The 16,904-nt window shown below is 51.2% G+C and carries 2 protein-coding genes; both read left to right on the top strand.

The genetic code is table 11. From position 1 onward, the window contains the following. Positions 1–24: 24 nt before the first annotated feature. Positions 25–10,110, top strand: coding sequence for a non-ribosomal peptide synthetase (locus tag Xvie_RS25730; protein ID WP_483053300.1), 10,086 nt, complete (start codon positions 25–27; stop codon positions 10,108–10,110). A gap of 14 nt (positions 10,111–10,124) precedes the next feature. After that, positions 10,125–16,904: a non-ribosomal peptide synthetase gene (locus Xvie_RS09800; protein WP_244175563.1), complete on the top strand. Its 6,780-nt coding sequence runs from the start codon at positions 10,125–10,127 to the stop codon at positions 16,902–16,904.

Raw genomic sequence — 16,904 nt, 5'->3', positions numbered from 1 at the left:
TTCGCTACACCTGTGTTGACTGATATGGCTCAGGCTATCCAGCGTGATGCCAATACTTTTGTAGTACCACCTAACCTTATTCCTGATAACTGCACCACGATTACTCCCGATATGCTGCCGCTGGCTTCCCTGTCCCAAACTGAGATTGATGCCATCGTAGATAACATTCCGGGCGGAGCAGGTAATGTGCAGGATATCTACCCACTGGCACCGTTGCAGGAAGGTATTCTGTTCCATCATCTGTTGCAGACACAAGGTGATGCCTATTTATTACAAATCATACTTGCCTTTGACGATCGCGAACGTCTTGATGCCTTCCTTGGCGCTTTGCAGCAGGTTATCGACCGTCATGACATTTTGCGCACCGCAGCTTACTGGCAAGATCTGGCACAGCCAGTTCAAGTGGTTTGCCGTCAGGCACTACTGAATATCAATGTCCTCACCCCTGCCACGACGGACGATATCCCAGCCCAGCTACGGACTCACACCGATCCGGGCCAGCATCGCCTTGACCTGACCCGTGCACCGTTGTTCGCGGCTGATATTGCCCAAGATCCGGCACAAAATGAGTGGTTGCTGGCCCTGCGTTTCCACCATCTGGTCAGTGACCATATGACACTGGATCTTATCTTCGCTGAGATTGCCCAGATACTACAGGGAAATGCGGAAGCACTGCCCGTAACGCTGCCTTATCGCAATTTCATTGCCCAAGTTCTGAGCGTACCTGCTTCCGTACATGAAGATTACTTCCGCGATCAACTCGCCGATATCGACGAACCAACAGCACCGTTCGGGGTGCTTACTATACCTAGAGACTCACCCAAAGACTCGCCTGACAATAGCAAATCCGTTGCAAGAGACAGGATTTTGCTCGCACCTGATTTAGCAGAAGCTATCCGTGCTCAGGCACGCCGTCTGGGAGTCAGTCCGGGCGTACTGTTCCATGTGGCTTGGGGCCAAGTGTTGGCACAAACCAGCGGCCGTGACGATGTGGTTTTTGGCTCCGTACTGTTGGGGCGCCTGCAAGGTGGTGCTGGTGCTGACCGCATACTGGGGATGTTTATCAATACCCTGCCAATTCGCATTTCCCTGAGCGGACGCACCGTGCAAGAAGTCGTACAGGATACCTATCACAACCTGACAACCTTGCTGGAACATGAACAGGCACCACTGGCACTGGCACAACGTTGCAGTGGTGTAGCACAACCTATGCCGCTGTTCAGTACCTTGCTGAATTATCGCCACAGCCAGGCTGGCAAGGGAGATGACATTGAAAAAATATGGGCTGATATGCGTCTGGTCACGGCTGAGGAGCGTACCAATTATCCAATCACCCTGTCAGTGGATGATTTAGGGGATGGTTTCCAACTGACCGCTCTGACTGTAAATGAAATATCTCCAGCGCAGGTAACCGCCTATCTGGCTACTGCCATTAATGGCCTGATTGATGCCTTGGTTCACAATCCACAACAATTCATTCTGGATGTGCCAGTCTTGCCTGCCGCAGCACGGCAACAACTATTGGTGGATTTCAACGCCACTAAGGTGGATTTCCCACAAAATGCATTAATCCACCAGATGTTTGAAGCTCAAGTATTACAACATCCCCATGCCACTGCTGTGGTTTACGAAGGCCAAACACTGAGCTATGACGAATTGAACCAGCGCGCCAATCGTCTGGCTCATCATTTGCTTGCATTGGGCGTAAGCCCGGATGATCGGGTCGCCATTTGTATCGGGCGCAGTCTGGACCTGATAGTCGGTTTGCTTGGTATCCTCAAAGCAGGTGGTGCTTACGTGCCGCTCGATCCAACCTATCCGGTTGAACGGTTGGCTTATATGCTTGAAGATGCAAAACCTGTTGCCTTGCTGACCCAGACAGCACAAGCCGGTAAACTGCCCGGCTCCGTGCCGACGGTTTTACTTGATAGCCAAGAATCAATATTGGTGACACAGCCGACTGACAACCCAGACGCTCAGGCTCAGGGGCTGACATCTCGTCATTTAGCCTATGTGATTTATACTTCGGGATCGACTGGTCAGCCCAAAGGTGTGATGGTTGAGCATCGCAGTGTTCTCTGCCTGATTGTCAATAATGGTTTCGCCGATATTGGCCCTGATGACTGTATTGCCCATTGCGCGAATGTCTCATTTGACGCGGCAACCTGGGAAGTATGGGCTGGCTTAGTTCATGGGGCACATATTCTGTTGGTTCCGGAAAAAACCTTGTTACAACCTGCTCATTTTGGTCAGTACCTGTCATCGGAAGGCGTCAGTGCATTATTTTTCACTACTGCACTATTCAACCAGTATGCAAATTTGATTGCCCCTGCATTGTCTGGCCTGCGTTATGTTCTTTTCGGTGGTGAACAAACTGATACCCGTTCAGCCATTCGTCTCAGAGCCGAACATCCACCAAAACACTTGCTGCATGTATATGGGCCAACAGAGACAACAACTTTCGCCACAGCCTATGAAATCCCCCTGATGGGAGATGGTGAAGGTAATTACGTTGAGGGTGAAAGGAAAATCCCGATTGGTCACCCGATCTCCAATACCCGGATCTATATTCTGAATAAACAAGACCAGCCTGTACCCCTTGGTATAGCTGGCGAAATTTACATTGCTGGCCCCGGAGTTGCCCGCGGTTACCTGAATCGTCCTGAATTGACTGCCGAGCGCTTCCTTTCTGATCCATTCTCTTCAGAACCGGATGCGCGCATGTACAAAACCGGCGACCTTGGTCGCTGGCTACCCGATGGCAACATTGAATACATCAGTCGCAATGACTTTCAGGTCAAACTACGTGGCTTCCGTATCGAACTGGGGGAAATCGAAGCGAGGCTCACGCAATGTCATGGTGTACGTGAAGCGGTGGTGCTGGCCCGTGAAGACGAGCCAAACCAGAAGCGGCTGGTCGCCTATCTGCTGCCACAGGATGGTATTGAATTGGTTCCGGCTGAACTGCGCCAGCAGCTCGCCCAGTACCTCGCTGAGTATATGCTACCCAGTGCTTTTGTGACGCTGGAAACTTTCCCGCTGACCCCTAACGGTAAACTTGACCGCCGGGCACTCCCTGCTCCTGATTCATCGGCAGTGATAACCCGAAATTATGAAGCACCTGTTGGCAAAACAGAAATTGCTTTGGCGCGGATTTGGCGGGATTTGCTGGGATTGGAACGGGTCGGGCGCCATGATCATTTCTTCGAACTCGGTGGTCATTCTCTGCTCGCAGTCCAACTTACAGCACGAGTACGTCAGGTACTGGCGCGGGAACTGCCGTTACAGCAACTGTTTGACCAACCGCTTTTGAGCGATCTGGCTAAAGTGCTTACTGGGGCTTCGACCACTACTCAGGCAACGATCCCACTGGCTGACCGTGACCAGCCACTACCGTTGTCCTTTGCCCAGCAACGACTGTGGTTCCTTGGTCAGCTCGATCCGGCTGCCAGTCTGGCTTATCATATCCCGCTGGCGTTGCGCCTGACCGGTCAACTCAATCGCCATGCCCTGACCAGTGCACTTGACCACTTGGTCGCCCGACAGGAAATCTTGCGTACCCGCTTTGTACTGGTTGCAGGCCAGCCTTGCCAGCAAATAGATCCTGCTGATATTGGCTTTGCCCTGTCTTACCAAGACCTTCGCTCATTAGCACCAGAAGCACCCGGCAACCGTATCGCTGAAATTACGGTTTTTGAAGCACAAACGCCCTTTGACTTTACCCAAGGCCCGCTGATCCGTGGTCACTTGCTGCAACTGGCAGACGATGAGCATGTATTGTTGCTCACCCAACATCATATTATCTCTGATGGCTGGTCCATCGGTGTGCTGATGCATGAAATGAAAGCGCTCTACCGTGCCATCCTCGACGGTCAAGGCGATCCTTTACCACCATTGCCCATTCAATATGCCGACTATACGGTCTGGCAGCGTAACTGGTTGCAAGAAGCCCTCACTGCCCAACGCGATTTTTGGTGTTCTCAGCTTGAAGGCGCACCGGCTTTATTGACACTACCCACCGACCGGCCACGCCCCGCAGTGCAATCTTATGTTGGCAGCCGGATCCCTGTTCACCTTGATGCTGATTTACTGACTTCGCTTAAGGAACTTGGACAGCGTCATAACACCACTTTATTTATGACTGTGCTGAGCGCCTGGAGTATCGTGCTGGCCCGGCTTAGTGGTCAGGATGATATTGTCATCGGCACACCCGTTGCCAATCGTCCGCATCACGAACTTGAGGGGATGATCGGTTTCTTCGTCAATACGCTGGCTTTGCGCATCACACTGGATGATTCTGCCAATGTTGCTGATTTGCTTGCACAAGTCCGGGAGCAAGCATTTGCTGCCTATGCCCATCAGGATCTGCCTTTTGAACAAGTGGTGGAAACACTCCAGCCAGAACGCAGCCTGAGTTACAGCCCGATTTTCCAAGTGATGCTGGCCTTGAACAATGTGTCATTACAAGGGCTTACATCACCACAAGAGTTAACGTTGCCGGATCTGCAACTCACACCGATTGAGCAGGAACACCATAGCGCTCACTTTGATTTAACCTTGTCACTGACTGAAACCGAAGCGGGTCTGGTTGGTGAACTGGCCTATGCCATCGATTTATTCGATGCCACGACCGTTAAGCGCATGATCGGTTATTTGGCAAATGTGCTGACAGCAATGGTCACTGATGAGACTCAAATTATTGCTGCCTTACCAATGCTGCCGGAATCAGAGCGGCAACAACTGCTGGTGGGCTTCAATGCCAATAAGGAAGATTTCCCGCAAGATGCCCTGCTCCACCAGCTGTTTGAAGCTCAGGCTGCACAGCATCCTGATGCTGTCGCAGTCATATTTGGTGAGCAGACACTCAGCTATGGGGAGCTAAACCGCCATGCCAATCGTCTGGCTCATCATCTGATTGCGTTGGGCGTACATCCTGACGATCGGGTGGCAATTTGTGTCGAACGCGGTCTGGAAATGATAGTCGGCTTACTTGCGATTCTCAAAACAGGCGGTGCTTACGTGCCGCTTGATCCGGCCTATCCCGCCGAACGACTGGCATACATGCTTGAAGATGCAACTCCGGTAGCCATTCTGACCCAAACAACGTTAGCCGACAAACTCGATTGTGCCTTACCTACGATTTTATTGGATACGGTTTTACTGGATACAGCGTTACCGAGTAGTGAGCTTGATAGCCAAACATCGTTCCTGACGACATTACCAACCGATAATCCAGACGCTCAGGCACTGGGGCTGACATCACGTCATCTGGCCTATGTGATTTACACATCAGGATCGACCGGAAAACCGAAAGGAGTCATGGTCGAGCACGCCAACGTCATTCGCCTGTTAGCCGCGACGCAATCACGTTTTCAGTTTGATGATAAAGACACATGGACACTGTTCCACTCATTTGCTTTCGACTTCTCGGTATGGGAATTGTGGGGAGCCTTGGCTTACGGTGGCCGGCTGGTTGTCATTTCAGCAGATTGCGCCCGCTCACCGCAAATGTTCTATTCACTGCTGTGCCGTGAACAAGTCACCATACTGAATCAGACACCCAGTGCTTTCCGTCAGTTGATTTCTGCCCAAGATGATACTTCGCATTCTCTTTTGCATTCCCTGCGTTGCATCATTTTTGGAGGCGAAGCGTTGGAATTGCACACACTTGCTCCGTGGGTTGCCCGTAATCCCACTTCGAAAACCCGTCTGGTGAATATGTATGGCATCACCGAAATTACCGTACACGCAACCTACCGCGAACTGACGGAGACTGATATCAGCTCAGGACGGGGCAGCTTGATTGGTCAGCCTCTGTCTGATCTGCGGATGTATATTCTTGATTCCTACCGTCAACCAGTACCGCTTGGTGTGGCAGGCGAAATCTACATTGCCGGTGCCGGCGTTGCCCGTGGCTATCTGAACCGTCCTGAACTGACCACAGAACGTTTCCTCGCAGATCCGTTCTTCCCGGATTCAGATGTTCGCATGTACAAAACGGGCGATCTGGGGCGTTGGCTACCCGATGGCAGTATTGAATATCTCGGTCGCAATGATTTTCAGGTCAAATTACGTGGCTTCCGGATTGAACTGGGCGAAATCGAGGCAAGACTTGAGCAATGCTACGGCGTGCGTGAAGCCGTCGTGCTGGCGCGCGAAGACGCTTCTTATGCATCTTCTCAAGAAAATATCGGGGGGCAGAAACGTCTGGTGGCTTATCTGCGGCCACTGGATGGTGTCGAGTTGGTTCCGGCTGAATTGCGCCAGCAACTTATCCAGCATCTGGCTGAATATATGTTGCCCAGTGCATTTGTCACGCTCAGCGCTTTTCCATTGACCCCCAACGGCAAACTCGACCGTCAGGCACTGCCAGCCCCCGATTCGTCCGCTATCGTGGTACGCAATTATGAATTTCCGGTCGGTGAGATGGAAATTGCCCTCGCCCGGATTTGGCAAAACCTATTGGGACTGGAGCGGGTCAGTCGCCATGACCACTTCTTCGAACTCGGCGGTCATTCACTGATGATTGTCAGCCTGATCGAAGAGCTACGTAATCTGGGGTGGCAACTCGACGTCCGCAGTGTGTTCGTCGCTCCTGTCCTTGCCGATATGGCTCAGGCTATCCAGCGTGATGCCAGCACCTTTATCGTGCCAGCCAACCGTATACCCGAAGATTGCACTGCCATTACACCCGATATGTTGCCTTTGGTTGCTCTGTCCCAAAGTGAGATTGATGCCATTGTCGCAACGGTTCCGGGAGGTGCCGCCAATGTGCAGGATATCTATCCGCTCGCTCCGTTGCAGGAAGGCATACTGTTCCATCACCTGTTACAGACACAGGGGGATAATTATCTGCTACAAAGCCTGCTCGCCTTCGATACCCGTGAATACCTCGATACGTTCTTGGCGGCTCTGCAACAAGTCATTGACCGTCATGATATTTTGCGCACTGCTGCCTACTGGGAAGAACTGGCACAACCGGTTCAGGTGGTCTGGCGTCAGGCTCCACTGACCATCAACGTTTTCAATCCGGCTATATTTAATTCAACCACATTTGATTCAGCCACGCCCGATGACGTTGCCAATCAATCTGTTTCTAATCAATCTGTTCCCAATCAATCTATTGCTGACCAGCTAAGGGCTTGCACTGATCCACGTCGGCATCGTATCGACCTGAACCGCGCACCGCTGTTCACCGCAGATATTGCCCACGATCCGGCACAAAATGAATGGTTGCTGGCGCTGCGCTTCCACCATCTGGTCAGTGACCATATGACACTGGAGCTGATTTTTGCTGAGGTTGCCCTGATCTTGCAGGGAAATGCGAAGATGCTGCCGGCTGTACTGCCTTATCGCAATTTTATCGCTCAAACTCTGAATATGCCGACCGCTGAACACGAGGCCTATTTCCGTGCTCAGCTTGCCGATGTTAGTGAGCCAACTGCGCCGTTTGGGGCACTTAAAGTACAAGCAGACGGGGAATTTGTTAATGAAGCCCGTCTCTCTATCGAGCCGGATCTGGCAAAAGCCATTCGTATTCAGGCACGTCGTCTGGGTGTCAGCCCAAGTGTACTGTTCCATGTCGCTTGGGCGCAGGTATTGGCACAAACCAGCGGCCGCGATGACGTAGTGTTTGGTTCCGTGTTGCTGGGACGACTTCAGGGAGGTGCCGGTGCTGAACGGGTGTTGGGCATGTTTATCAATACCTTGCCAATGCGGGTTTCCCTGACCAATCGTTCTGTTCAGGAAGTCGTACAAGACACTTACCGCAGTTTGATGATGCTGCTGGAACACGAACAGGCCCCATTGGTACTGGCACAACGTTGCAGCGGCATGACGCAGTCAATGCCACTGTTCAGTACCCTGCTGAACTACCGCCACAGCCAATCCGGTGAAGCTGAAGCGGTTGACACAGTCTGGAAAGGTATGCGCATTTTGGCAGCCGAGGAACGAACCAATTATCCAATCACCCTGTCAGTGGATGATTTGGGCGTTAATTTCCAGTTAATTGCGCAGACAATAGCCGATATCGAGCCAACCCGCGTCACTAATTATCTGGCTACCGCCATAAGTGGTTTGATCGATGCTTTGGCTCATGCCCCGCAACGGTTGATTCGAGATATCTCAATTCTGCCAGCTACGGAGCGCCAGCAATTGCTGGTGGATTTCAACGCCACGCAGAGAAAATTCCCGCAAAATTCACTGATCCATCAACTGTTTGAAGCTCAGGCAGAGAATCATCCTGACACCATCGCAATTGTATTTGGGGAGCAAACATGCAGCTATGGTGAGCTGAATCGCCGCGCCAATCAGTTGGCTCACCATCTGATTTTATTGGGAGTCCGCCCGGATGATCGGGTCGCCATTTGTACCGAACGCAGTCTGGACCTGATAGTCGGTCTGCTCGCTATCCTCAAGGCAGGCGGGGCTTATGTGCCACTTGATCCAACCTATCCGGCAGAGCGACTGGCTTATATGCTTGAAGACTCGGCTCCCGTGGTTCTGCTAACGCAGGCAAATCAGGCTGATAGGTTGTTCTATTCTGGGTCTGTATCAACGCCTATGGTGGTACTTGGTACTCAAAATTCGTTTCTGGCGGAACACCCCACCCATAACCCAGATAGGCAGGCTTTGGGACTGAGATCGCACCATCTGGCATATGTGATCTATACCTCAGGTTCTACAGGGCAACCCAAAGGGGTCATGATTGAGCATCGTAGTGTGCTTCGACTGATTATCAATAATGGCTTTACAGATATTGGGCCGGATGACTGCGTTGCCCATTGTGCCAATATTGCCTTTGATGCATCGACTTGGGAAATCTGGTCTGCCTTGCTCAATGGCGCGCGTCTGCATGTGGTTTCACAATCCGTACTGCTCGATCCGGCACGTTTCCGTGATTCGCTGAGCAATGGGCAAGTCAATGCCCTCTGGTTGACGGCCGGCTTGTTCAACGAATACCTCGATATGCTCAAGCCCTTGTTCGGACAACTGCGTTACTTGCTTTCCGGCGGGGATGTCCTCGATCCGATAAAAATACAGCAAGTGCAATTAGCTGAATCACAGCCAGCACATCTGATCAACGGATACGGCCCAACGGAAACCACCACGTTTGCCATCACTTATACGATGGAATCTACCGTTGATATTACTCGCTCTGTTCCGATTGGTAAGCCCATTGCCAATACTCAAGTCTACATCCTTGATGAGTATGGTCAGCCTGTTCCCTTTGGTGTCACCGGCGAAATTCATATCGCTGGCGCGGGTGTTGCCCGTGGCTATTTGAATCGCCCAGAATTGACAGCCGAGCATTTCCTGATCGATCCGTTTTCTTCCGAGCCTGATGCACGCATGTACAAAACGGGTGACCTTGGTCGCTGGTTGCCCGATGGCAGTATTGAATATCTCGGCCGTAATGATTTTCAGATTAAATTGCGTGGCTTCCGTATCGAACTGGGTGAAATCGAGGCCAGACTCATGCAGTGCCACGGTGTTCGTGAGGCTGTGGTTTTGGTTCAAGAAACAGTTTCAGCCCGAGAAGACGAACCGAACCAGAAACGTCTGGTTGCCTATCTGCAACCTATGGATGGTGTTGAATTAATCCCTGCGGATTTGCGTCAGAAGCTCGCCCAGCACCTTGCCGAGTATATGCTGCCCAGCGCTTTTATGACGCTTGCAGCCTTCCCGCTTACCCCTAATGGCAAACTTGACCGTAAAGCACTTCCGGCTCCGGACTCATCTGCCGTGGTGACACATAGTTACGAGCCTCCACAGGGAAGAATCGAAACAGCATTGGCGCAAATCTGGCAGGAATTATTAGGACTGGAGCGCATCAGCCGTCACGACCATTTCTTCGAGCTGGGCGGCCACTCGCTGATGATCGTAAGACTGATAACACGCATACAAAACAGATTTTTGGTCAATATCCCCCTTACTTCATTGTTTATTTCGCCCAAATTAATGGAACAGGCCGACGTCATTCTCTCAGCTCAAATGGATGCAGTAGGGGAAAACGACATTGAATCAATCCAGAACGATCTTGACTCAATGTCGGCAGAAGAACTGATGGCAATTTTAGGCGGAGAAGTTCCCCGCGGAGACAGTAAATAATGACAAGGATTAACATGAATATCGATGACTTGAAACGTGCTGTTCTGGAAAAAAGACTTGAAGAACAATTGAAAGCCCGTGGCTATCAGCAGCAGTCATTGATAAAACCAGCGAACCGGCATCGGCCTCTGCCATTGTCTTTCGCACAACAGCGGCTGTGGTTTCTCAGCCAAATAGACCCGGCCGCCAGTCAGGCCTATCACCTGCCGGTAATATTGCGTCTAACCGGCCAGCTTAACCGGAACGCGCTGAAGGCATCACTCGACCATCTGATTGCCCGCCATGAAAGCCTGCGTACCCGCTTTATGCTGGTTGAAGGCCACCCCTGCCAGCATATTGATCCTGCTGACACCGGTTTTGCCCTGTCCTGCCATGATTTGCGCCAGCTCGATCCGGCGTTGCATACCCACCGCATCACCGAGCTGGCTGATACTGAAGCTCAGGCTCCTTTCGATTTTGCTCAGGGGCCGCTTATGCGTGGTCAACTGTTGCAACTGACAGATGAGGAGCATGTGCTGCTGCTTACCCTGCATCACATTATCACCGATGGCTGGTCTGTCGGTGTGCTGGTGCAGGAATTGGGGACTTTCTACCGCACCTTCCTTGATGGTCATCACGATCCTTTGCCCCCACTGCCCATTCAGTATGCTGATTATGCTGTCTGGCAACATGAACAGTTAAAAGAAGCCTCTTTTATTGAACAGCGTGATTTCTGGTGTGCTCAGCTTGAAGGCGCTCCGGCTTTACTGGCATTACCTACCGACCGGCCTCGCCCGGCGGTACAAACTTATGCCGGCGGTCAAATCTCTTTCCATCTTGATGCCTCATTATTGGCATCGCTTAAGGAACTGGGGCAACGCCATAACAGCACTTTGTTTATGACTGTATTGACCGCCTGGAGTATTGTGCTCGCCAGACTCAGTGGTCAGGATGATATCGTCATCGGCACACCGGTTGCCAACCGTCCGCACCAAGAACTTGAAGGGCTGATTGGTTTCTTTGTCAATACGCTGGCCTTGCGCGTTACATTCAATGACGACCTGTGCGTGGCGGATCTTTTTGCACAGGTTCGGGAGCGGGCACTTGCCGCCTATGCCCATCAGGATCTGCCTTTCGAACAAGTGGTGGAAGCATTACAGCCGGAACGCAGCCTGAGCTACAGCCCTGTCTTTCAGGTGATGCTGGCGTTAAATAACACCCCTGCCCAAGAGTTGACACTACCCGGTTTGCAACTCACGACGATTGAGCAGGCTCGTCGTGGCGCACATTTTGATTTAACGTTATCACTGAGTGAAACCGAAACGGGCTTGGTTGGTGATCTCGAATATGCCACCGATTTATTCAATGCCGCAACTATTGAACGAATAATCGGTTATTTAACCAATATACTGATGGCGATGGTAGCTGATGAGAAGCAACTCGTTGCCACTCTGCCGATGCTGCCGGAAGCAGAACGGCAACAACTGCTGGTGAACTTCAACACCACCCAAGCCGATTTTCCACAAGATGCCTTGATCCACCAGCTTTTTGAAGCACAGGCAGCACAGCGTCCTAATGCTACCGCTGCTGTTTATGAAGGTCAGACACTGAGCTATGGTGAACTCAACCGTCGCGCCAATTGTCTGGCTCACCATTTGATTGCGCTGGGCGTACGTCCAGATGATCGGGTTGCGATTTGTATTGAACGCCGCTTGGAAATGATTGTAGGCCTGCTAGGCATCCTCAAGGCCGGCGGAGCCTATGTCCCACTCGATCCGGCCTACCCGGCCGAACGGTTGGCGTATATGCTTGAAGACGCCACACCCGTGATATTACTGACTCATACTGCACAGGCTGACAAACTGCCCAGTGATATTCCCACGGTCTTACTTGATGATGTACTTGATAATGTATTAGTTGATGATGTATTAGTTGAAGATCAATTAATTAACAATCAAAAAACCAACAACCCGGACGCTCAAGCATTGGGGCTGACATCTCGTCATTTGGCCTACGTGATTTACACTTCAGGATCAACAGGCCAACCGAAAGGTGTGATGATTGAGCATCGCAATGTTCTTCGTCTGGTTATCAATAATGGTATTGCCGATATTAGCCCTGATGATTGTATTGCCCACTGCGCCAATATTTCATTTGACGCAGCAACCTGGGAAGTGTGGGCTGGCTTAGTTCATGGGGCTCGTATTCTGTTGATCCCAGAAAAGCTATTGCTACAGCCCACTTCTTTTGGTCAATACCTGTCATCAGAAAGTACCAGCGTGCTATTCCTCACCACTGCACTGTTTAACCAATATGTGAATTTGATTGCACCATCATTATCTGGTTTGCGTTATGTCCTTTTTGGCGGTGAACAAGCTGATACCCATTCAGCCATACGCCTCAAGGCTGAACATCCACCAACACATTTGCTGAATATGTATGGGCCAACGGAGGCAACCACTTTTGCCACGGTTTATGAAATCCCCTTTATGGAAGATGAAAACGTCAAAGGCGGAAGAAAAATCCCCATCGGTCACCCTATCTCCAATACCCGGATCTATATTCTGGACAGGCAAGGCCAGCCTGTTCCCCTCGGCGTAACCGGTGAAATTTATATCGCCGGTGCCGGCGTTGCCCGTGGTTATCTGAATCGTCCCGAACTGACCACAGAACGTTTCCTGACTGATCCATTCTCTTCAGAGTCAGGCGCACGCATGTACAAAACCGGTGACCTCGCCCGCTGGCTGCCGGACGGCAATATCGAATACCTCGACCGCAATGATTTTCAGGTTAAATTACGCGGTTTCCGTATTGAACTCGGCGAAATCGAAATTCAGCTCAGACAATGTCACGGTGTACGCGAAGCCGTGGTTCTTGCCCGTGAAGACACTTCTCATGAAAATACAACGGGTCAGAAACGCCTTGTTGCCTATCTGTTACCTCAGGCCGGTGTTGAGCTGGTTCCAACTGAACTGCGCCAGCAACTTACCCAACACCTTGCTGAATATATGCTGCCCAGCGCTTTTGTGATATTGGACGCCTTCCCACTCACTTCCAATGGCAAACTCAATCGTCAGGCACTCCCGGCACCCGATCCATCGGCTATCGTGGTACGCAGCTATGAAGAGCCAATCGGTGAAACAGAAACAGCGCTGGCCCAGATTTGGCAAAATTTATTGGGATTGGAGCAAATTGGCCGCCATGACCATTTCTTTGAACTCGGTGGTCACTCGCTACTGATTGTCAGCCTAATTGAAGAATTGCGTAACATTGGTTGGAAACTCGACGTTCGCAGTGTTTTCTCCGTCCCTGTTCTCACTGATATGGCACAGGCTATCCAGCGTGACACAAGCGCTTTCGTAGTACCACCCAACCTTATTCCTGAGGGCTGCACGGCTATCACGCCCGATATGCTGCCACTGGTTTCGCTTTCCCAAACGGAAATTGACGCCATCATTGATACCGTTCCTGGCGGAGCGAGTAATCTACAGGATATTTATCCACTGGCACCGTTGCAGGAAGGCATATTGTTCCATTACCTGATACAAACTCAGGGTGATACTTATCTGCTACAGAGTCTGCTCGCTTTTGATAATCGTGATCGTCTTGATGTTTTTCTGAATGCCCTGCAACAGGTTATCAACCGTCACGACATCCTGCGCACTGCGGTTTACTGGCAAGGATTGGAGCAGCCGGTTCAGGTGGTATGGCGTCAGGCACAATTGGATATCAAGGTTTTTACACCCGCCACAGAAAACGATGTTCCGGCACAATTGCAGGCTCACACTGATCCACGCCAACACCGTATCAATTTGAACCAAGCTCCACTGTTTGCCGCGGATATAACCTACGATCCGATACAGAATGAATGGCTGCTGGCCTTGCGTTTTCATCATCTGGTCAGTGACCATATGACATTGGAGCTGATTTTCGGTGAAATTGCCCTGATGTTGCAGGGACAGGAAACACTGCCTGCGGCGATGCCCTATCGCAACTTTATCGCTCAGACCCTGAGTGTGCCAGACGCAGAGCACGAGGCTTATTTCCGTACCCGGCTTGCCGATATTGATGCTCCGACAGCGCCGTTCGGTGTACTTTCAATACCGAATCATAAAACATCAAACAACGAAACATCGAGCGATGCTGAATCCATCGCCGAAGCCCGTCTTCCCCTCGCTCCTGAACTGGCTGAGGCCATTCGTACTCAAGCCCGGCGCCTGAAAGTCAGCCCCAGTGTTCTGTTCCATGTCGCGTGGGCTCAGGTATTGGCTCAGACCAGCGGTCGTGACGACGTTGTCTTTGGCTCAGTATTGTTGGGTCGTCTGCAAGGGGGAGCCGGTGCCGACCAAATACTGGGGATGTTTATCAACACCCTGCCAATGCGCGTTTCTCTGGCTGAGCTTAGTGTGCTGTCCGTGGTGCAGACTACTTACAGTGATTTGATGATGCTGTTGGAACATGAGCAAGCACCGTTGGCGCTGGCACAAAATTGCAGCGGTGTAGCCCAGCCCATACCACTGTTCAGTGCCTTGCTCAATTACCGCCATTCTCAAATCAGCGAAGCTGATTTAGTCAATACCATCTGGTCAGGTATGCGCATTATCTCCGCACAGGAACGCACCAACTATCCAATTACTTTATCAGTGGATGATTTTGGCGTTGGTTTTCATCTGACTGCCCATACGGTAGCCAGTATTGATCCGGAGCGTGTCACCCATTATCTGCTGACAGCCATGAGTGGCCTGATTGATGCCTTGGCCCACAACCCACAAAAATTAATTCTGGATGTGCCGATTTTGCCGAAGATCGAGCGTCAACAGTTGCTGGTAGATTTCAACGCCACGCAGACAAGCTATCCGCAGGATGCCCTGATCCACCAGCTTTTTGAAGCCCAAGCGGCACGTCGCCCTGACGCTACTGCATTGGTCTTTGAAGAACGAAAGCTATTTGAGGATCAAAAATTCAGTTATGGCGAATTAAATTACCGCGCCAATCGTCTGGCTCATTACCTGATTGCGCTGGGCGTGCGTCCGGATGTTCGGGTGGCAATTTGTGCTGAACGCAGTCTGGACATGATCGTGGGATTACTCGGTATCCTTAAGGCCGGCGGGGCTTATGTGCCACTTGATCCGGCCTATCCGACCGAACGGCTGGCGTATATGCTCAAAGACGCTGCCCCCTTGGTATTCCTGACCCAGACAGCACTATTCGACAGGCTGCAAGACATTGTGCCTGCATCTGTGCCTACCATAATAGTTGATGCACAAGAAACACCACTGGAGGCACAGCCAACTCACAATCCGGATGCTCATGCGCTGGGATTGACAGCACGTCATCTGGCCTACGTGATCTACACTTCCGGCTCAACGGGGCAGCCCAAAGGCGTAATGGTCGAGCACCGCAGTGTCAATCGTCTGGTGATCAATAGTGGTTATGCAGATATCAGTGAGAACGATTGTGTTTCCCATTGTGCCAATATTGCTTTTGACGCATCGACGTGGGAAATCTGGTCAGCTTTACTCAATGGTGCACGTCTGCATATCATTTCACAGGCAACCCTACTTGATCCGGCACGTTTCTGTGATTCACTGATACGGGGACATGTCACTGCTCTCTGGTTGACAACCGGCCTGTTCAACGAATATTTCGATTCGCTCCAACCCCTGTTTGGTCAGTTGCGCTACCTGCTTACCGGCGGCGAAGTTCCCGATCCACGAAAAATCCACCACATAAAATTGTCAGAATCTCAACCCGCCCATTTGATTAACAGCTATGGCCCGACAGAAACCACAACGTTTGCCACCACCTATGAGATTGCATCCTCCGTGGATACGGCCCGCCCCATTCCTATCGGCCGTCCGATTGCCAACACCCAGATTTATATTCTTGATCCACATGATCAGCCCGTACCCTTTGGTGTTGCTGGTGAAATCCATATCGCCGGTGCCGGTGTTGCCCGTGGTTACCTGAATCGCCCCGAACTCACTGCTGAACGCTTCCTGAACGATCCATTTTCCTCTGAACCGGATGCCCGCATGTACAAGACCGGCGATCTGGGCTGTTGGCTGCCGGACGGCAACATTGAATACCTCGGTCGCAATGATTTTCAGGTCAAACTGCGTGGCTTCCGTATCGAACTTGGTGAAATCGAAGCTAAATTGGAGCAATGCCACGGTGTACGTGAAGCCATTGTACTTATGCGCGAAGACTGTTTTCATGACTATCCTGAAAACAGTTCTGATAATCGTTCTGATGAGAATACGGGCGGCCAGAAACGTCTGGTTGCATACCTGCGTCCCCAAACTGGCATTGAACTCGTGCCGGCAGAACTGCGCCAACAGCTCGCCCGGTACCTTGCCGACTATATGCTGCCGAGCGCTTTTGTAACATTAGAGACTTTCCCTCTGACCCCCAATGGCAAACTTGACCGTCAGGCACTCCCTGCGCCGGATTCGTCTGCGATGGCAATACGTCACTATGAAGCACCAAACAGTGAGGAAGAAATTATTCTGGCCCAAATCTGGCAAGGCTTGCTAGGGCTGGAGCAAGTTGGTCGCCACGATCACTTTTTTGAACTTGGTGGTCACTCATTGATGATCGTGCAATTAGCAACGCGCATACAAGACGAGTTTCTGGTCGATATCCCCATCTCCTCATTGTTTCTTTCCCCTCAATTGGCGGAACAGGCTGACATCATCTTTACGGCTCAAATGGATGCCATAGGGAAAAATGATATTGAATCACTCGAAAATGCACTCGATTTAATGTCAACAGAAGAATTAATGGCAATTTTAGGCGGAGACAGTAACAAATGA

The organism is Xenorhabdus vietnamensis, assembly GCF_002127535.1.
Classification (GTDB): Bacteria; Pseudomonadota; Gammaproteobacteria; order Enterobacterales; family Enterobacteriaceae; genus Xenorhabdus; species Xenorhabdus vietnamensis.
This window is presented reverse-complemented; position numbering and strand designations above follow the sequence as displayed.

Excerpts from the sequence above, each read along its gene's own strand:
- Xvie_RS09800 (WP_244175563.1), top strand. The coding sequence starts at position 10,125 with ATGAATATCGATGACTTGAAACGTGCTGTTCTGGAAAAAAGACTTGAA.
- Xvie_RS25730 (WP_483053300.1), top strand. The coding sequence starts at position 25 with ATGGCTCAGGCTATCCAGCGTGATGCCAATACTTTTGTAGTACCACCT.